This window comes from Tersicoccus solisilvae (assembly GCF_014643255.1).
GTDB lineage: Bacteria > Actinomycetota > Actinomycetes > Actinomycetales > Micrococcaceae > Tersicoccus > Tersicoccus solisilvae.
This window is the reverse complement of record NZ_BMJI01000001.1, coordinates 330569-349555: the sequence shown is the minus strand read 5'-3', so window position 1 is coordinate 349555 and position 18987 is coordinate 330569. Positions and strand designations below refer to the sequence as shown.

Sequence of the window (18987 nt, the reverse complement as noted above, 5' to 3'; positions counted from 1 at the left end):
ACCTCCTGCCCGGCCCCGGCTCGAGTGGGCCGTCGTCGGATGACGACACCCCCTGTTCGGAGCGGGTCGAGAGGCCGGATTGCCCGAGGTCAGCGCAGCGCGCGGGCGACCGTCGCGAACAGCCCGCGGGCGCGCCGGCTGGCGGCCAGGTCCTCCACCAGGACCGCCGCACCGTCGGCGTCGGCGAGCGGCACCCGCCAGTTCGGGTACTCGTCCTTGGTGCCGGGCTGGTTCTGCACGCGCTTCTCCCCCACCGCGTCGACGAGGGAGACCCCGATCAGACACGCCGGCGAGGCACCGAGCAGCTCGTACAGCGCGGCGATGGTGTGCTCCTCGTCCGCGCCCTCGGGCAGCAGTCCCCGCTCCCGGGCGAGCACGAGGAACGCCTCCTGCTCGGCCCGGTCGGCCGCCAGCTCCTGCTCGAGCGGGGCGTCGAGCAGGCCGAGCCGTTCCCGCAGCCGGATGTGCTCCCCGCTGAGGTACCCGGCGGTCGGCGGCAGGTCGTGCGTGTTGACGCTGGCCAGGCAGAGCCGGCGGTACCGCTCGACGGGCAGCGGGTCGTGCGCCTCGTCGAACTCGAACCAGAGGATGGAGGTGCCGAGGATGCCGCGGTCGGCCAGGTAGCGCCGCACCCACGGTTCGAAGAGCCCCAGGTCCTCCCCGATCACCACGGCGCCGGCGCGCTGGGCCTCCAGGGCGAGGACGCCGATCATCGCCTCGTGGTCGTAGCCCACGTAGGCGCCATCCGCCGCGACGGTGCCCTCCGGCACCCACCACAGCCGGAACAGGCCGAGGATGTGATCCACCCGGATGCCGCCGGCGTGCCGCAGGATGGTGCGCAGCATGTCGCGGAACGGGACGTACCCGGCCTCGGCGAGCCGCTCCGGGTGCCACGGCGGCTGGTTCCAGTTCTGCCCGAGCGCGCTGTACATGTCGGCGGGCGCGCCCACGGTCACGCCGGGGGCGAGCACGTGGCGCAGGGTCCACGCGTCCGAGCCCTGCCGGTGGACCCCGACGGCGAGGTCGTGCAGGATGCCGACGCCCATGCCCGCGCCCTCGGCCACCCGCTGCGCGGCGGCGAGCTGCTCGTCGGCCACGAACTGCAACCAGCAGAAGAAGTCGATGCGGTCGGCCAGCTCCGATCGCAGCCGGCCGATCTGCGCGTCGGACAGGTCGGGGTTGACCCAGTCACCGGCGTCGGGATCGTGGCGCTCCCGGAGCGCGCACCAGAGGGCGAAGTCCCGCAACCCGGCGCCCTCACGCTGCACGAACCGCGCATACGCGTCCTGCCGCCACGGACCGCGCTCGACGGCGTGGACGAGCGCCAGCGCCTCGAGCTTGGCCGTGTAGACGGGGTCCCGGTCGATGGCGTCGACGCTCGTGTTGGCCGCGGAGCAGGCGCTCGCCAGGTCCGCGACGCGCGCCCGTTCCGGTCCGGGCAGGTACGCGTACTCGGGGATGTCCTCCACCCGGATGTAGAGCGGGTGGAAGAACCGGCGGCTGGTCGGCAGGTAGGGGGACGGCTCGACGGGCGGGGCCGGCTCGGCGGCGTGCAGCGGGTTGATCAGCAGCCAGCCGGCGCCCTCGGCCCCGCTGATCGACGCCAGGTCGGCGAGGTCGGCGAGGTCGCCGACGCCCCAGGAGCGACGGGAGCGCACGGAGTAGAGCTGCGTCATCAGGCCCCACTGCCGGGTGGCGCCGACGGTGTCGGCGGTCGCCAGCCGGCGCGGCGTGACGATCAGGCGGCAGCTGCCGAGCTGGTTGCCCGACTTCGCGCCGACGGTGTGCCAGCCCAGCGGCAGCCCGGCCGGCACGGCGAACGTGGCACGCCCGGTCAGCCGGCCGTCCACCTCGCGTGGCTCCGTCCACACGTCGCGCTGCGGCACGGAGAGGTTGCGGCCGTCCTCGGTCTCGACCCAGACGAGCACGTCGTCCCCGTGCGGGACGTGCACGGGGAACGCGCGCTCCTCGCCCTCGGTGACGACGAGGACGGGCGGCAGCAGTCGCCGCCAGGGCGCGAGTTCCCGGTCGGCCAGGGCGGCGTCGACCTCCGCGTCGTCGCGCACGGTGACGCCGAGGGCGGCGAGCACGGCGACGAGCGTGGCGGCGGGCACGTCCCGGGTGACGCCGTCGAACCCGGTGACCGTCGTGTCGACCCGCCAGGCGCGGGCGAGGGCGTGCAGGCGGTCGGTGGAGAGACTGGCGGTCGCGGGGTGCTCGGGAGAGTCGGTCATGATCCTGCCTGGGGGGTGCGGCGACGCCGGCGGCGGCCGGCATCGAGACGGCGGTGGCCTGTCCTCACCCTATGTCAGGGGACTCGCCGTCCTGCTGCTCCGACCGGAGCCGGGCCAGCCGCCGACGGGCGCTGGTCTCGGTGGGTCCGCGGCGGCCGAGGGCGAGTCGCACCCCGGCGAGGACGGCGCGCGTGCCGGCGACGGCGGGCAGCGGCACCGGGCCGAGGCGTGGGCGCGGCAGGCCGAGCAGCTGCCGGTAGGGCTCTCGCAGGCTGGCGACGGCGCCCGCCACCAGCACCCGGTAACCGGGGCGCAGCAGGGGACTGAGTCCGGGTGCCCGGAGGAACCGCATCACCTCGTCGAGCCGGTCGCTGTGCGCCAGCGCACCGGACCGGAGGTAGTCGTCGAGCGCCTCGTGCAGCTGGGCCACCGTCCGCGGCGGGTCCGGCACGCCCATCAGCTCCCCGGCGACGGCCCATTCGGCGACGTACGCGTCCGGCCCGCCGGGGATCGACCCGCGACCGCCCCAGAAGGAGCCCCAGATCAGGTGGGCGGCGAGGAAGGAGTCGGTGAACGCCAGGTGCACCCAGCGCAGCAGGTCCGCGTCGTTGGCCGCGTACGGCCGTTCGGTCCCGTCGCCGTCGACGTAGGTGCCGGTGACCGCCCGGTGCAGGGCGAGCACGTGCGACGACGCCGAGCGGGCCGCGGTGGTGTCCCCGTAGGTGACGGTGAAGATCCAGCGGATGGTGCCGGCCAGCCGGCCCAGCGGGTCCTCCCGGAACCGGGAGTGCTCGTACACCCCGGCGAGGGCACCGGGGTGCAGGGCCTGCATCATCAGGGCCCGCACGCCGGCGACGATGGGAGCCATCGACCCGTGCACCGCCCAGGCGGCGGACCCGGGCCCCAGGAAGCCGGCGTCGTCGCCGTCGGCGAGCGCGGCCGACCAGTCCGGCTCCCGTCCGGGGGAGCCGGTGAAGGTCAGCTGCAGCTCGCGGCGGAACACGCCGAGCAGGTCGAGGCTCATCGGCTCACTCGAGCAGCAGTGCCGGCTCTTCCATGATCGCCGCCACGTCGGCCATGAAGCGGGCGGACAGGTCGCCGTCGACGACGCGGTGGTCGAAGGAGCCGCCCAGCGTCGTGATCCACCGCGGAATCACCTCACCGGAGACGACCCAGGGCTTCTGCCGGATGGTCCCGAACGCGACGATCGCCACCTCGCCCGGGTTGATGATCGGCGTGCCGATGTCGATGCCGAGCGCGCCGATGTTGGTGATGCTCAGCGTGCCGCCCTGCATGTCCGCCGGCTTCGTCTTCCCGGCCCGGGCCGTGGTGGCCAGCTCGCCGAGCGCGACCGCGAGCTCCTTGAGGGTCAGGTCCTGGGCATGCTTGATGTTGGGCACCATCAGCCCGCGCGGGGTGGCGGCAGCGATGCCGAGGTTCATGAAGTGCTTGATGTGGATCTCGTCGCCGGTCTGCCCGGACACCCAGCTGGCGTTGACCTGCGGGTTGCGGGCGGCGGCCCAGATCACCGCCTTCGCCAGGATGAGCAGCGGGGAGACCTTGATGCCCTCGAAGTCGCGGGACGCCTTGAGCCGCTGGACGAATTCCATGGTCCGGCTGGCGTCGACGTCGACGAAGATCGACACGTGCGGTGCGGAGAACGCGGACTGCACCATGGCCGCGGCGGTGGCCTTGCGCACGCCACGGACGGTGACCCGCTCGATCCGGTCCTGGTCGGCGTCCCAGAACTGCGGCGCGAGCGCCTGGTTGCGGGCCACCTGCTCCGCGTAGGAGAGCAGGTCGTCGCGGGTCACCTCCCCGCCGGCTCCCGACGCGGTGACGTCCGCCAGGTCGATGCCGAGGTCCTTGGCGGCCTTGCGGACGGGGGGCTTGGCGAGCACGCGCTGCACGAGCCGCTCGATCCGGTTCCCGGCGGCGCGCACCGGTGAGGACGCGGCGGCGGGCGTTGTCGAGGGCGACGGGGGCGCGGGGGCGGCCGCCGGCGGGGTGGCGGGCGCCTGCGGGCGCGGGCTCGGGGTGGGCGCCGCGCCGGTGCCGGTGTGCTGGCTGCCGGTGTCCCGGGTGCCGGTCTCCCGGCTCGCGGGCGTCGAGTGAGGCGGCCGGGTCGGGGTGTGCCGGGCACGGCGCTTGACGGCGTCGGCGCGGGGCCCGGAGCCGACCAGCGGGCCGGGCACCGCCGGCTGGGGTCCGACGTCGGGCGGGGTCGGGTCCTCGTGCTCGGCAGGGGCGGCCGGAGCCGGGGCGCCGGGGGCCTCCCCCGTCTCCAGGACGGTGATGATGGGGGTGCCGACCTCCACCGTCACGCCCTCGGCCACGAGCAGCTCGCCGACGGTGCCGGCCCAGGGGCTGGGCAGCTCGACGAGGGACTTGGCGGTCTCGATCTCCACGAGCACGTCGTTGATCGCCACGGTGTCGCCGGGCGAGACCTTCCACGAGACGATCTCCGCCTCGGTCAGTCCCTCGCCGGCGTCGGGCAGGTTGAACGTCTGGGCCATGTCCGCTCCCCTCAGTAGGCCAGCGTGCGATCGACCGCGTCGAGGATGCGGTCGATGTCGGGCAGGTAGTGCTCCTCGACGCGGGCCGGCGGGTACGGCAGGTGGAAGCCACCCACCCGCAGCACCGGGGCCTCGAGGCTGTAGAAGCAGCGTTCGGTCAGGCGGGCGGCGATCTCCCCGCCGATGCCCCCGAACGTCGGCGCCTCGTGCGCGACGACGAGCCGGCCGGTGCGCCGCACCGAGTTCTCGATGGTGTCGGCGTCGAGCGGGGAGATGCTGCGCAGGTCGATCACCTCGAGCCGGTGGCCGTCCTCCGCGGCGGCGTCGGCGGCGGCGAGCGCGACCGGGACGAGCGGCCCGTAGGCGACGACGGTGACGTCGGTGCCCTCCCGCACGATCTGCGCCCGGTACGGATCCGGGGTCGGCCGGTGGGTGTCGACCTCGCCCTTGAGCCAGTAGCGGCGCTTGGGCTCGAGGAAGATCACCGGGTCGGCGCCCTGCACGGCCTGCTGGATCATCCAGTAAGCGTCGTGCGGCGTGGACGGGGTGATGACGCGCAGGCCCGGGGTGTGGGCGAAGTAGGCCTCGGGCGACTCGGAGTGGTGCTCGATGGAGCCGATGCCGCCGCCGTAGGGGATCCGGATGACCACGGGCGCGCTGAGGGCACCGTCGGTGCGGGTGCGCATCTTGGACAGCTGGGTGGTGATCTGGTTGAACGCCGGGAAGACGAACCCGTCGAACTGGATCTCGCAGATCGGCCGGTACCCGCGCAGGGCCATGCCGATCGCGGTGCCGACGATGCCGGCCTCACCGAGCGGGGTGTCGACCACCCGGGAGGCGCCGAAGTCCTTCTTCAGGCCCTCGGTGATCCGGTAGACGCCGCCGAGGTCGCCGATGTCCTCACCCATCAGCAGGACCTTCTCGTCCTGCTCCAGGGCCGCCCGCATGCCGGCGGTCAGGGCGCGGGCCATGGTGAGCGTGGTGGTGCCCGTCGCGGCGTCCGTGCCGGTCGCGGCCGGGGCGGGGCTGGTGTGGGTCGTGGTCACGTGTCGATCCCCTTCAGTGGGTGCCGTCGCCGGTGTCGTCGGCGGCGAAGGAAGCCTCGTACTGCTCGTGCCAGCGCCGTTCCTCCTCGACGAGCGGGTGCGGCTGGCCGTAGACGTTGGCGAAGGCCCGGTCGAGCCCCGTCAGGGACAGGCTCAGCGTCGCCTCCCGCACGTGCGCGGCGACGGCGTCGCCCTCGGCGGCGACGTCGGCGAAGAACGCGTCGTCGGCCAGGCCCTCGGCGCGCAGGTACCGCTCGTACCGGGTCAGCGGGTCCTTCGCGGCCCACTCCTCCTCCTCGGAGGCGAGCCGGTACTTCGTCGGGTCGTCCGCGGTGGTGTGGGCGCCCAGCCGGTAGGTGAACGCCTCGATCAAGGACGGCCCGGAACCGGCGTGCGCCCGCTCCAGGGCCCAGCGGGTGACGGCGTGGACGGCGAGCACGTCGTTGCCGTCCACCCGCACGCCGGGGAAGCCGTAGCCGGCGGCCCGGCGGGAGAGCGGCACCCGGGACTGCACGGCGATCGGCACCGAGATGGCCCACTGGTTGTTCTGGCAGAAGAACACGATCGGCGCGGTGAAGGACGAGGCGAAGACCATCCCCTCGTGCACCTCCCCCTCCGTGCTGGAGCCGTCACCGAAGTAGCCGATCACGGCCTCGTTGCGGGCGGGGTCCTCATTGCCGACCGCCCCGTCGCGGGCGATGCCCATCGCGTAGCCGACGGCGTGCGGCACCTGGGCGGCCAGGACGAGCGTGTAGACGTGGAAGTTCGTCTCGCGCGGGTCCCAACCGCTGTTGGACGTGCCGCGGAACAGCTTCATGACGTCGGCGAAGTCGACGCCGCGGGTGCGGGCGACGGCGTGCTCCCGATAGGTGGGCACGAGGTAGTCCTGCGGGGCGGCGGCCCGGCCGGACCCGACCTGCGCGGCCTCCTGCCCCCGCGAGGGCACCCAGAGGGCGAGCTGGCCCTGACGCTGCAGGGCCGTGGCCTCCGCGTCGAAGCGCCGGGTGACGGCCATGTCCCGGTAGAAGGTGCGCAGCTCGTCGTCGGTGACGTCGGCGAGGTACGCGTCGAAGAACGGGTGCGGGTGCCGGATGCCGTCCTCGTCGAGGAGCTGGACCATCTCGTCCGCACCGGGCAGGTCGGGCAGGTCGACCGTGGCGTCGTCAGCGGGGGTGCCGGCCGACGACGGGGCCGGGTCGGCGCCGTCGAGCCCGTCGGCGGGTCCGGGGCCCGCCGGGTCCGCGGTGGCCGGCACCGGCTCGGGGATGCCCGTGGTGGCGCGGGAAGACATCGATCCGGCTCCTGTCCGGGCGGCATGGCCCTGGGAGGGTGGGACGGTCGGCAGCCCGCGGACGGGGGACGGCCCGTGTATTCCGCCTGGCGCATATGACCTGCAGTGACGGCCTTAGCCTAGCGATCGCCGCCACGGGCCACTATTCGCGCCGCGCGCCGCCGGACGACGCGACGCGGTCAGGCGGCCGGACGACGCGACGCGGTCAGGCGCCGAACGAACGGCACAGGTCGATGAACCGGGTGTTGGCGTCGACCTCGCCGATGCTCACCCGCACGCCCTCGTCACCGAACCGCCGCACGGACAGCGCCTGCCGCTCGGCGGCCGCGGCGAAGTCACCGCAGCGTTCACCGAGCCGCAGCCACACGAAGTTGCCCTCGGCCTGCGGCAGGTCCCAGCCCTGTTCGGTCAGCGCCGCGACGACGCGGTCCCGCTCGGCGACGAGTGAGTCGACCCGCGCCAGCACCTCGTCCAGGTGGTCCAGGGACGTGATGGCCGCCGTCTCGGCCAGCGAGGAGACCGCGAAGGGCACGGCGCTGACCCGGAGGTTCTCCGTGATCACCGGCTGCGCCACGGTGTAGCCGACGCGCAGCCCGGCGAGACCGTGCGCCTTGGAGAACGTGCGCAGCAGGACGAGGTTGGGGTACGCGCGGTACAGCGCGAGGCCGTCGACCGCCGCCGGGTCCCGCACGAACTCGAGGTAGGCCTCGTCGAGCACGACGACGACATGGCTGGGCACCCGGCCGAGGAAGTCGACCACCTCGTCGTGGGTCAGGATCGGACCGGTGGGGTTGTTCGGGGTGCACAGCAGGACGACCCGGGTGTTCTCCGTGACCGCGGCGGCCATCGCCGCCAGGTCGTGCCGGCCGTCCGGCAGCAGCGGCACCCGCACGCTGGTCGCTCCGGACAGGCCCACCGAGATGGGGTACGCCTCGAAGGAGCGCCACGCGTACACGACCTCGTCCGGGGCGCCGAAGTCGTTCTGGCCGGCGTAGGTGGCGAGCACCTGGTTGAGGGCGCCGAGGCTGCCGCCGCCGGTGACGATGTCCTCGGCCGGCACCTCGAGGTAGGTGGCGAGCCGCTCCCGCAGCCGCGTGCTCACGGCGTCCGGGTACCGGTTGATCGCCGTGGTGTCGCGAATGGCGTCCAGCACGGCGGGGATGGGCGGCAGCGGGTTCTCGTTGGAGGAGAGCTTGAAGCTCTGCAGTCCCTCGACGACGGTGGCGGGCCGCCCGGCGGCGTAGCGGGGCAGCGCGTCGAGCACCGCGCGCGGCCGGACGCCCGGCGCGGGTGCGGGCGCCGCGTCGTCGGTGCCGGGCGCGGCGGGAACAGGGGCAGCGTTCGGGTCGATCGAGGTCATGGGCAACACCCTAATCATCGGGCCGGGCGCCGATCTCCCGGGCGGATCCTGCGCACCCACCCGGCCCCGTGGCACGATGGTCCCGTGAGCCGGTTCCTGTTCCGCTGGGTGGTCAACGCCCTGGCCCTCGCCGTCGCCGCCTGGCTCCTGCCCGGCCTGCAGATCACCGCCGACGCCGCCATGGTGCGGACGTTCGGGGGCGCCCAGGCCGCCACGATGGTCGCGTACGTCATCGTCAGCCTCATCTTCGGCCTCGTCAACGCGATCATCCGGCCCGTGCTGGCGTTCCTCTCCATCCCGATCACCTGCCTGACCCTGGGCCTGTTCAGCGTCGTCATCAACGCCCTGATGCTGTGGTTGACCGCGTGGCTGAGCACGTTCACACCGGCGAAGCTGATCATCGACACGTTCTTCTGGACGGCGGTGCTCGCCGCGCTGATCGTCTCGGTGGTCTCGCTGCTGGTGGGCTGGCTCGGCCCGTCCGAGCGGCACCGGACCCGTCGGCGGGCCGCCCGGGACTGACCGGCCCCCACGACGGACGCTCAGGACAGGCCGAGGATGGTCCCGTCGTCGGCGAGGTCGATCCGCCCGGCCGACGGCGTCGCCGGCAGGCCGGGCATCGTCATCATGTCCCCGCACACCACGACGACGAAGCCCGCCCCGGCGGAGAGCCGCACCTCCCGGACGTGGATCTCGTGCCCGGTCGGGGCGCCGACGGCGTGCGGGTCGGTGGAGAAGGAGTACTGGGTCTTCGCCACGCACACCGGCAGGCCGCCGTACCCGTCGTGCTCGATCCGTTCCAGCCGGCGTCGGGCGCGGGCGTCCCAGGTGACCAGCGAGGCGCCGTAGAGGCGGGTGGCGATCGCCTCGACCTTCTCCGTCAGCGACGCCTCGTCGTCGTAGGTGTAGGAGAACGTGAACGCCGACGGCTCGGCGAGCACCTCCAGGACTCCCGTGGCGAGGTCCCGCGCCCCGGCGCCGCCGTCGGCGAAGTGGGTGGCCGGGAAGGCGCGGACCCCTTCCGCGGCCGCGAGCCGAACGACGGCCGCGATCTCGGCGTCCGTGTCGGTGGGGAACCGGTTGACGGCGACCACGCAGGGGATGCCGTAGACGCCGCGCACGTTGGCCAGGTGCCGGCGCAGGTTGACCATGCCGGCCTCGACGGCGGCCAGGTCCTCCGCGCCGAGGTCCGCCAGCGCCACCCCGCCGTGGTACTTCAGGGCGCGGACGGTGGCGACGACGACGGCGACGTCGGGCCGTAGCCCCGACTTGCGGCACTTGATGTCGACGAACTTCTCCGCGCCGAGATCCGCACCGAAGCCGGCCTCCGTGACGACGTAGTCCGCGAGCCGCAGCCCGGCCCGGGTCGCGGCGACGGAGCTGCAGCCGTGGGCGATGTTGGCGAACGGGCCCCCGTGCACGAAGGCGGGTGCCCCCTCGAGGGTCTGCACGAGATTGGGGGCGAGCGCGTCACGCAGCAGGGCCGCCATGGCCCCGTGGGCGCCCAGCTCGCGGGCGGTCACCGGGTTGCCCGCCCGCGTGTAGCCGACGACGATCTCCCCGATCCGCTGCTTGAGGTCCGCCCAGGACTCGGTGAGGCAGAAGATCGCCATCAGCTCGGAGGCGACGACGATGTCGAAGCCGTCCTCGCGGGTGAAGCCGTTGGCGTGCCCGCCGAGGCCGACCACTACCTCCCGCAGCGCACGGTCGTTGACGTCGAGCACGCGCCGCCACGTGATGCTGCGGGTGTCCAGGTCCAGGGCGTTGCCGTGGTGGACGTGGTTGTCGATCAGCGCCGCGAGCAGGTTGTTGGCCGCGGCGATCGCCGCGAAGTCACCGGTGAAGTGGAGGTTGATGTCGGTCATCGGGACCACCTGGCTGTGTCCGCCGCCGGCGGCTCCGCCCTTCATGCCGAACACCGGCCCCATCGACGGTTCCCGCAGGCACGCGACGGTGCGGTGGCCGAGCCCGTGCAGGGCATCGGTCAGGCCGACGGTGGTGGTGGTCTTGCCTTCGCCCGGCGGTGTGGGGGAGAGAGCCGTGACGAGGATGAGCTTCCCGAGGGGCCGGTCGGCGAGCGATGCCAGGTAACCGAGATCGACCTTGGCCTTGTGGCGCCCGTAGGGCGAGAGGTGCTCCTCGTCGATGCCGAGCGTCTCGGCCGCGACGTCCCGGATGGGGCGGAGCACGGCGGCATTGGCGATCTCGATGTCCGACAGCATCGTCGTGACCTCCCGTGGTGGTTCCTCGTGTGGCCTGGTTCACACCGTAGCGGAGGGACGGGAAAGGTGGCGGGACCGACCGGAATCCCGGCGCTCGAAGGCAGTCACGTCGCCCGTCGCCGCGACGGTGGGCGTCGGACGTCCGGTGCCGCACCGGCGAGGGGCACGTCACGGCCCTCCACGACCCACACGGTCTGCCGGGTCACCCCCCGGGTCAGGTCCCGCAACGACTCCCGCTGGGCCGCCACGCTCCGATCGGTCGCCCCGTCCGCCTCCGCGGCCATCCGGCGGTAGCCGGCCAGGCCGTGGGCGGCCGCGATCGTCTGCAGCGGACTCGCCCCCGATCCGGCGGGCGGCGCGGAGCCGGTGACGGTGACCCGGTTCCTCGCATCCATGTTGGGTCGGCCGTCCAGGGCGGGCACGATGTCGTCGCGGTGTTCCAGGCTGAGCACCGCCGTCCCGGAGGGAATGGTGAAGCCGGCGATCGGGGAGCCCGCGGTCACCACCTGCCGGACGTCGTAGCGGCCGCGGAAGGCGGGATCCGCGGCCAACGCCGCGGCGTGGATGCCGCCCTGGCTGTGCCCGGCCAGGATCACCCGGGCGCCGCGGGGTGCACCCGCAGCGGCGAGGGCGGCCGTGACGAGGGACCCGACCTGCGTGGGCCGGACCGTGGTGCCGGTCGCGTCGGTTGCCGTGATCGCGTCCGCGTTTCCCTCCAGGTCGAACAGTCCCGGTCCGTCGGCGAGGTCCCACCCGGTGGTGCCCGGGATGTCGACCTCCCACACCGGTGCCGCGCCGCCGTCGAGCCGGCGCACGGTCACCGCGCTGCGGGCGACGCCGTCCGGGCCGGCCCGCGACCGCGCGGCCGCGGCGGCCAGGTTTCCGGTGATCGTGGACAGCGTGGCCGGTGCCGCGGGCGCGGTCGTGGGGCCACCCCGCGCATCGACCCTCAGCGTGCCGGCCGTGACGACCCCGCCCCGCCGCCCTGCGGCCACGGCCGTCAGCGTCACCCAGGCCAGCGCTCCGGTGGTGTGCCCCGAGTCGCGGAGCAGGCGGTCGAGCATCGGCAACACCCGTGGCGGATCGGTCGGATCGATCAGCCGGGGCAGCGTCGCGAGTTCGTCCTGCACCGCGTCGCGGTAGCCGACGGCGCGAGCCCGGACGGTCAGCTGGGCCAGCCAGGCCCCCAGGCCCATGGCGACCACGCCCGCGGTGGCTCCCGCGAGCGGCCCCGCGGCCGGTGCGCCCGCGGCCGCGCTGCCGATCGTGCGCAGCCCGGTCAGTTCGGCGTGCCGTCGGGCGGTGACGGCCGCGAGGGCGATCAGCTCGCTCTGCTGATAGGCCGCCCGGGCGGTGCGGACGCCGGCGGCCAGCTCGAGCAGGCGGCTGCCCGACGTGCCCGCCGCCAGTTGGGCGTCACCACCGGCCAGCCGGGACGCCATGGCCGGCAACTGGACGCTCGGGGGTAGGCCCCACAGGTCCCCGGTGATCGCGGCGAGCGCCGCGCTGACCCGGCACAGCTCCTCCGCGACGACCTGCACCCGCGCGGCGGCCTCGTCCAGTTCCTCGAGGCTGCACGCGATGCCGTCGACGCCTCCCCGCACGGTCAGCGTGCCGCTGGTGCTGCCCGCGCTCGGCGGCAGCACCGGCACGAACGGTTCCTGACCGGCGCCGGTGCCGCTTGGATCCCGGGAGTAGCTCATCGGCCACCTCCCCGCCGCCGGGTCACGGCACCACGCCCGGCGTCGCGTAGCCCCGCACGACGGCGTCCGCGAGGCGGTCCTGCGCATCGACCAGGTCGCCCGCCCGCCCGTGCCGCAGGTCCGCTGCCAACGCCGCCAGGTGCCGGCGCAACTCGTCGACCTGCGCAGCGACGCCGGTGAGGGTGCTCTGGGCGGAGAGGAGTCGGTCGCGATACCCCAGCGCAGCGCGCGACTGCCACGTGGCACAGGCGCAGTGTGCCAGGTCGGCCTGCTGGGCAGACAGGGCGGCGGCCTGCGCGGCGGCCCGCTGCACCAGCTCGTCCACGAGCGCGGCGGCAACGAGCCTCCCGTCGCCCGCGTCGACGCGGTCCCCGGACATCGGCACCTCCTTCCCGGCCTCACGGTGCAGCCGTTGAGCCGACCCTAGGCCGGGGCGCGGGCCGGGCGGGGTGGTTCGCGCCGGCGTGGGGACAACGGGAGAACGCTTCCCCGTTGGGGAGGGAGAAGCTCCGACGGACGGAGCCGTTCCCCGGGGCGGCGCACCAGGGCCGCCACCGTGAGGCACGATGGAATGGAACCGAACCATTCCGACACTCAGGAGCACACTCATGCGCGGAGTCATCATGCACGCCCCCGGCGACGTCCGGGTCGAGGAGCGCGAGAACCCGGTCATCGTCGAGCCCACCGACGCGATCATCAAGCTGGCCGCCAGCTGCATCTGCGGCTCCGACCTGTGGCCCTACCGCGGCGCGGACGACGTCGACGGGGCCCCGATGGGCCACGAGTACGTCGGCGTCGTCACCGAGATCGGCGCCGACGTGACCACCGTCAAGCCCGGCGACTTCGTCGTCGGCTCGTTCATGGCCTCGGACAACACCTGCGAGATCTGCCGGGCCGGGTACCAGTCCCGCTGCGTGCACGTCGTCCCGATGGGCAGCGTCGGCACCCAGGCCGAGTACGCCCGCATCCCCCACGCCGACGGCACGCTGGTCGCCACCCCCGGCCGGCCCGACGAGGACCTGATCCCGTCCCTGCTCGCCGCGTCCGACGTGCTCGGGACCGGTTGGTTCGCGGCCGTCGCCGCGGAGGCCGGCCCGGGCAAGACCGTCGCCGTGGTGGGCGACGGCGCCGTCGGGCTGCTCGGCGTGCTCGCCGCGAAGCAGCTGGGCGCGGAGCGGATCATCGCGATGAGCCGCCACGCGGACCGGCAGGAGCTGGCCCGGCGGTTCGGCGCCACCGACATCGTCGAGGAGCGCGGTGACGAGGGTGTGGCGAAGATCAAGGAGCTGACCGACGGGCTCGGCGCCCACTCGGTGATCGAGGCGGTCGGCACCCAGGAGTCGATGATGCAGGCGATCCGTTCGACGCGGCATGGCGGCCACGTCGGTTTCGTCGGCGTCTCGCACGACGTCGAGCTGCCCGGACAGGAACTGTTCGGCTCGATGGTGCACCTGCACGGCGGCCCCGCTCCTGTCCGCCAGTACCTGCCCGAGCTGATCCAGCTCATCTGGGACCGGACGATCGACCCGGGCGCCGTGTTCGACCTGACGCTGCCCCTGGATCAGGCGGCCGAGGGCTACCGCGCCATGGACGAGCGGCGCGCCACGAAGGTGCTGCTCACCGTCTGATCCTCTCCCGCGCACGACGAAGGCCCCCGGCACCTGCCGGGGGCCTTCGTGGCGCCGGACCGCTTCCTGCCGAGCTCGCTCAACCGGCGGTCAAGTCACGGATCAGGGCTCGAACCCGCCGGTCGATGTCATCGCGGATGAGTCGCATGCGCTCCTCGCCCTCGATGCCTCTCAGGCTCGGCTCGTCCGTCTCCCAGACGTCGATGGGCGCACGCCCGGGATGGTCGATGACCGCCTCGGTGCCGATGACGACCACGCGGTCGACGGTGTCGAGCAGCCCGCGGTCGATCGCCTTGGGCTGCTCCCCGTCCATGGTCGCGCCCACCTCTTCGACGCTGGCCCGCGACTGGGCGTTCAGAGCGGTGCCGGGCCTGGTTCCGGCGGAGTGCACCCGAAGGCGGTCTCCGGCGTGCTGACGCGCGAGGGCGGCAGCCATCTGGGACTTCCCGGCGTTCTTGACGCAGACGAACAGGACGGACGGGGTGCTCATGACGTCTCCTGGGCGGGTTGGAGCCGACGGGTGCTCACGCGCGGACCCGCGCGGCCTCGGCGAGAACGCCGTCCTTGTCGGCGGCGTTCCGGCGGGCCAGATTCGATCTCCCTCGACAGGTGCGCAGGTTGCCCGTTGATTCGATGCTATTCAACATGGGGTAGGGCTGGCGCGACCCCCCTGCGGGACAGGTCCGGACCGCCGAGCACACCGCGCTCGATTCCTCTCGACGGCGCCCAGGCAGAGGCCGTGGCCCGGTCGTTCAAGGCGCTGGCCGACCCGGTGCGGCTGCGGCTGTTCAGCGCGATCGCGGCCGGACCGCGGCCAAACCGCCGCGAAGGCGATCGCCGCGCTCCGCTGACCGGGTTCCGTCCGTCGTCCTGCGCGTCTCCCCTCCGCGATCGCCTCACGCGAGGGAGAGGAACAGCTTCTCCAGGTCCTTCGTGTCGAGCGTCTCGTCGGGGTTGCTCAGGCACTGCTGGAGCCCGCTCGCGATGATCGCGAAGCCGGCGCGGTCCAGTGCCTTGGAGACGGCGGAGAGCTGCGTGACGACGTCCTTGCAGTCCTTGCCGTCCTCGATCATGCGCACGACGCCGGCCAACTGGCCCTGGGCGCGCTTGAGCCGGTTGATCACCGGTGTCATCTCGGTGGTGTCCAGTTGCACGGGGGCCTCCTGTAGCAGTGCCGGGCGGGTGGTGGGCGGTGGGAGCGATCTCATCGTATACCCCCGGGGGTGTCTTGCATACCCCGGGGGGTATCTGTCATGCTGAGGTCGACGCCCCATCGAGAACTCCCGAGAGGACCCCATGACGACCCCTACGATCACCACCATCGAGCCGACGACCCTGCGCGAGTGGATCGACCAGCACGACGACCTCGTGATCCTCGACGTGCGCTCCGCCGCCGAATTCGAGGCCCTGCACATCCGCGGCTCCTACAACGTGCCGCTGCCCCTGCTGGCCGAGCACACCGCGGACCTCGCGTCCCGCCTCGGCGAGCGCGTCGTGCTCGTGTGCCAGTCCGGCGTCCGCGCCGAGCAGGCCCGCGTGAAGCTCGCCGGCGCCGGCGTCGACACCGCGTTCGTGCTCACCGACGGGGCGCCGGGCTACGCGGCGGCCGGCGGCGACGTCGTCCGCGGCGCCGGCACCTGGGCGATGGATCGCCAGGTGCGGATGGCCGCGGGCTCCCTCGTCCTCGCCGGTCTGGTCGGTGGCCGCTTCCTCTCCCCGAAGCTGCGCACCGTGGCCGGCGTCATCGGGGGCGGCCTCGCCTTCTCCGCCGCCTCGAACACCTGCGCCATGGGACAGGTGCTGGCGAAGATGCCCTGGAACCGCAGCGCCCAGGAGCCCACCGCCGCGTCCGCGATCGGCCAGCTCCCGCGACCCACCGCCTGACCGCTCCCCCCGACCACCGCCCCCGAGGAGACGACACCATGTCCGAGATCACCGTCGCCGACGCCGACCGGCGCCGCAGCAACGAGCAGGTCCTCGACGTCCGCGAGGACGTCGAGGTGAGCGCCGGCATGATCCCCGGCGCCCTGCACATCCCGATGGGCGCCGTCGGCGACCGCCTGGCCGAACTGGACCGGAACCGGCCCGTGATCGTGGTCTGCCGCAGCGGCAACCGCAGCGCCCACGTCGCCGAGGCCCTGAGCCGGGCCGGCTACCGCGCCGACACGATGGCCGGCGGCATGGTCGCCTGGCAGCGTGCCGGCCTGCCCGTCGGCTGACCCGGGCCCCGACCGCGAAGGACGCCACCGATGACCGTGCCCCTCACCCTCGCCTTCGCCGTACTGATCGGGCTGCTGCTCGGTCTGCTCGGCGGGGGCGGCTCGATCCTCACGATCCCGGTCCTCACGTGGGTCGCGGGATTCTCCCCGGCGCAGGCCATCACGGCCTCGCTCGTGGTGGTCGGCACGACGTCGGCGGTCAGCGTGATCGCGCACGCCCGAGCCGGCCGGGTCGCCTGGCGCACCGGGCTGCTCTTCGGCGCCGCCGGGGTGCTCGGAGCGTTCGGTGGTGGTCTGCTGGGCCGGCTCGTCCCGGGCACGGTGCTGATGATCCTCTTCGCGCTGATGATGCTCGTGACGTCGATCGCCATGATCCGCGGGCGTCGCGGCGGGCCGGTCACGACGGCGGGACCCACCGGACGACGAGTGCCCCGCGTGCTCGCGGTCGGCGTCGGCGTCGGGCTGCTCACCGGGCTGGTGGGCGCGGGCGGCGGCTTCATGATCGTGCCCGCCCTGACGCTGCTCGCGGGTCTGTCGATGCCGCAGGCCGTCGGCACGTCCCTGCTCGTCATCACCGTCAACTCCGCCGCCGGGCTGGCCGGCCACCTGACCACCAGCACGGCCCTGAACTGGCCGCTGATCGGCGCGGTGACGCTCGTGGCGATCGCCGGCAGCCTGATCGGCGCCCGGCTGGTCGGCCGCGTCCCCGCGATCGCCTTGCGCCGCTGGTTCGGCGTCTTCGTCCTCGCCATGGGCGTCATCGTGCTGGCGCAGAACCTGCCGGGCGCGACGGGCCTCGTCCTCGCGGGCGTCGCCGTGGCCCTGGCCGCCGGCGCCATCGTCTGCTGGTTCGCCGTCCCCCGGTGCCCGCTGCGGCGCACCGTCACCGCCTGATCCCCGTTCCCCCACGCGAATCCCCCTTTCCCGAAGGAGTACCCCATGGCCGTCATCGACATCACCGAACAGCAGTTCGCGGACACCATCGAGACCAACGACGTCGTCCTCGTCGACTTCTGGGCGTCCTGGTGCGGACCCTGCCGCCAGTTCGCCCCCACCTACAGCGCCGCGTCCGAGAAGCACACCGACGTCGTCTTCACCAAGGTCGACACCGAGGCAGAGCAGCGCCTCTCCGCCGCCGCCGGCATCACCTCGATCCCCACCCTGATGGCCTTCCGCGAGGGCATCCTCGTCTTCTCCCAGCCGGGCGCCCTGCCCGCCTCGGGCCTCGAGAAGGTCATCGCCGCGGTCAAGGACCTCGACATGGACGACGTCCGCGCCCGCATCGCGGCTCACCAGCAGGAGCAGCAGACGGCCCACCGGAACGCCGCGCAGGCGTCCTGACCGGCGCCGCTCCACCCCACTCGCTCCATCGATCACCGCCCGAGAACCACCCAGGAGGACCACCATGGACGTCATCACCATCGATACCCCCCAGCTCGGGGACCGCAGCTACCTCGTGCATGACGGCACGTCGGCGCTCGTCATCGACGCCCAGCGCGACATCGACCGCGTCGAGCAGGCCGCCCGGGCCGCCGGCGTCACCGTCACCCACGTGGCCGAGACCCACATCCACAACGACTACGTGACCGGAGGCCTGGTCTACGCGCAGAAGCACGGCGCGGCCTACCTGGTCAACGCCGCGGACACGGTCTCCTTCGAGCGCACCCCGATCAGCGACGGCGAGACCGTCCAGGTCGGCGACCTGACCGTGAAGGCCGTCGCCACCCCGGGCCACACCCACCACCACCTCTCCTTCGTCGTCTCCCACGGCGAGGACCAGGCGGTGTTCTCCGGCGGCGGCGTGCTCTACGGCTCGGTCGGCCGCACCGACCTGCTCGGCCACGAGCACACCGAGGGCCTGACGCACGACCAGTACGCGGCGGCCCGCCGCCTGGCACAGGAGGCCGCCGCCGAGGCCGCCCTCTACCCGACGCACGGCTTCGGCTCGTTCTGCTCCTCCGGTCCCGCGACCGGGGCGTCCGAGTCCACCCTCGGCGAGCAGTTCGCCGCCAACCACGTCTACACCGATCCGGACGAGGAGCACTTCGTCCGCGAGCTGATCGCCAACCTCACGGCGTACCCGAGCTACTACGTGCACATGGGCCCGGCCAACAGCGGCGGCCCGGTGGAGGCGGACCTGAGCGTGCCCGCGTCGCTCACCGCCGAGGAGCTGACCGCGCGGCTGGACCGCGGCGAGTGGGTCGTCGACCTGCGCCGGCGTGTGGCGTACGCCGCGGATCACCTGGCCGGCACGATCAGCTTCGAGTACGGCGACGGCGGCAGCTTCACGACGTTCCTCGGGTGGATCTTCCCGTACGAGCAGCAGCTGACCCTCGTCGGCTCCGAGGACGACGTCGAGAACGCGATCCGCGACCTCTCGCGGATCGGCATCGACTCGCCCGATGCCGCCGTCGGCGAGGATCCCCGACAGCTGGCACCCGGCGCCGCGGTCTCGTCCTACGACCGCGTCGACTGGGCCGGCCTGCTGAAGAACCGCCCGACCGACGAGCCGATCCTGGACGTCCGCCGCACCGAGGAGTTCGCCGCGTCGCACCTCGATGGCGCGGTCAACGTCCCGCTGCACGAGCTGGTGGCGCGGATGGACGAGGTGCCGGCCGGCCGCGTGTGGGTCCACTGCGGCTCCGGGTACCGCGCCGGGGTGGCCGCCTCGCTCCTCGAGCGCGCCGGCCGCACCCCGGTGCACGTCGACGCCGCCTTCGCCGACGCGGCGGACGCCGGTCTGCCGATGGCGACCTGACGCCCGAGCG

At 73.5% G+C, this 18987-nt stretch carries 18 protein-coding genes; 7 read left to right on the top strand and 11 right to left on the bottom strand.

From position 1 onward, the window contains the following. Window positions 1-89 precede the first annotated feature (89 nt). From malQ to IEX22_RS01680, 6 genes are all read right to left on the bottom strand, one after another. Window positions 90-2234, bottom strand: coding sequence for a 4-alpha-glucanotransferase (gene malQ, locus IEX22_RS01705; protein WP_188665377.1), 2145 nt, complete (start codon window positions 2232-2234; stop codon window positions 90-92). Between the two features lie 64 nt (window positions 2235-2298). Then, window positions 2299-3258: an oxygenase MpaB family protein gene (locus tag IEX22_RS01700; protein WP_188665375.1), complete on the bottom strand. Its 960-nt coding sequence runs from the start codon at window positions 3256-3258 to the stop codon at window positions 2299-2301. A gap of 4 nt (window positions 3259-3262) precedes the next feature. After that, window positions 3263-4750, bottom strand: a complete 1488-nt coding sequence (locus IEX22_RS01695) for a dihydrolipoamide acetyltransferase family protein (protein ID WP_188665373.1) — start codon at window positions 4748-4750, stop codon at window positions 3263-3265. Between the two features lie 11 nt (window positions 4751-4761). Then, on the bottom strand, window positions 4762-5721 hold the full coding sequence (locus IEX22_RS01690) for an alpha-ketoacid dehydrogenase subunit beta (RefSeq protein WP_188666084.1): 960 nt from the start codon (window positions 5719-5721) through the stop codon (window positions 4762-4764). Between the two features lie 88 nt (window positions 5722-5809). Further along, window positions 5810-7087: a pyruvate dehydrogenase (acetyl-transferring) E1 component subunit alpha gene (pdhA, locus tag IEX22_RS01685; protein ID WP_188665371.1), complete on the bottom strand. Its 1278-nt coding sequence runs from the start codon at window positions 7085-7087 to the stop codon at window positions 5810-5812. Window positions 7088-7292: 205 nt separating this feature from the next. Next, window positions 7293-8447 (bottom strand): histidinol-phosphate transaminase, encoded by a 1155-nt coding sequence (locus IEX22_RS01680; protein WP_188665368.1) that lies wholly within the window; start codon window positions 8445-8447, stop codon window positions 7293-7295. Between the two features lie 84 nt (window positions 8448-8531). On the opposite strand from IEX22_RS01680, the gene IEX22_RS01675 reads away from it, so the two are divergent. Continuing rightward, on the top strand, window positions 8532-8969 hold the full coding sequence (locus IEX22_RS01675; RefSeq protein WP_188665365.1) for a phage holin family protein: 438 nt from the start codon (window positions 8532-8534) through the stop codon (window positions 8967-8969). Window positions 8970-8989: 20 nt separating this feature from the next. Here IEX22_RS01675 and IEX22_RS01670 read toward each other — a convergent pair whose 3' ends face one another. The 3 genes from IEX22_RS01670 to IEX22_RS01660 form a co-directional block, all read right to left on the bottom strand. Beyond that, a complete protein-coding gene (locus IEX22_RS01670) occupies window positions 8990-10669 on the bottom strand; it encodes a formate--tetrahydrofolate ligase (protein ID WP_229659686.1) in 1680 nt (559 codons plus the stop codon). Between the two features lie 104 nt (window positions 10670-10773). Then, window positions 10774-12372: a hypothetical protein gene (locus IEX22_RS01665; RefSeq protein ID WP_188665360.1), complete on the bottom strand. Its 1599-nt coding sequence runs from the start codon at window positions 12370-12372 to the stop codon at window positions 10774-10776. A gap of 22 nt (window positions 12373-12394) precedes the next feature. Then, window positions 12395-12751 (bottom strand): hypothetical protein, encoded by a 357-nt coding sequence (locus tag IEX22_RS01660; protein ID WP_188665357.1) that lies wholly within the window; start codon window positions 12749-12751, stop codon window positions 12395-12397. 229 nt (window positions 12752-12980) lie between these two features. On the opposite strand from IEX22_RS01660, the gene IEX22_RS01655 reads away from it, so the two are divergent. Continuing rightward, the gene (locus IEX22_RS01655; protein WP_188665354.1) at window positions 12981-14000 is read left to right on the top strand and encodes a zinc-dependent alcohol dehydrogenase family protein; all 1020 of its coding nucleotides are present in this window, start codon (window positions 12981-12983) and stop codon (window positions 13998-14000) included. Window positions 14001-14079: 79 nt separating this feature from the next. Here IEX22_RS01655 and IEX22_RS01650 read toward each other — a convergent pair whose 3' ends face one another. After that, window positions 14080-14490 (bottom strand): arsenate-mycothiol transferase ArsC, encoded by a 411-nt coding sequence (locus IEX22_RS01650; RefSeq protein WP_188665351.1) that lies wholly within the window; start codon window positions 14488-14490, stop codon window positions 14080-14082. 406 nt (window positions 14491-14896) lie between these two features. Beyond that, window positions 14897-15154, bottom strand: a complete 258-nt coding sequence (locus IEX22_RS01645) for a metal-sensitive transcriptional regulator (protein ID WP_188665348.1) — start codon at window positions 15152-15154, stop codon at window positions 14897-14899. A 142-nt stretch (window positions 15155-15296) separates the two neighbouring features. Here IEX22_RS01645 and IEX22_RS01640 point away from each other — a divergent pair, with 142 nt between their 5' ends. From IEX22_RS01640 to IEX22_RS01620, 5 genes are all read left to right on the top strand, one after another. Beyond that, window positions 15297-15884 carry a rhodanese-like domain-containing protein gene (locus IEX22_RS01640; protein ID WP_188665346.1) on the top strand — a complete coding sequence of 196 codons (588 nt, stop codon included), beginning with the start codon at window positions 15297-15299 and terminating at the stop codon, window positions 15882-15884. A gap of 38 nt (window positions 15885-15922) precedes the next feature. After that, window positions 15923-16219 carry a rhodanese-like domain-containing protein gene (locus tag IEX22_RS01635; RefSeq protein ID WP_188665343.1) on the top strand — a complete coding sequence of 99 codons (297 nt, stop codon included), beginning with the start codon at window positions 15923-15925 and terminating at the stop codon, window positions 16217-16219. A gap of 30 nt (window positions 16220-16249) precedes the next feature. Then, window positions 16250-17113, top strand: a complete 864-nt coding sequence (locus IEX22_RS01630) for a sulfite exporter TauE/SafE family protein (protein ID WP_188665340.1) — start codon at window positions 16250-16252, stop codon at window positions 17111-17113. A 45-nt stretch (window positions 17114-17158) separates the two neighbouring features. Then, window positions 17159-17560 (top strand): thioredoxin, encoded by a 402-nt coding sequence (gene trxA / locus IEX22_RS01625; RefSeq protein ID WP_188665337.1) that lies wholly within the window; start codon window positions 17159-17161, stop codon window positions 17558-17560. A 64-nt stretch (window positions 17561-17624) separates the two neighbouring features. Beyond that, window positions 17625-18977 carry an MBL fold metallo-hydrolase gene (locus tag IEX22_RS01620; protein WP_188665334.1) on the top strand — a complete coding sequence of 451 codons (1353 nt, stop codon included), beginning with the start codon at window positions 17625-17627 and terminating at the stop codon, window positions 18975-18977. Window positions 18978-18987 lie beyond the last annotated feature (10 nt).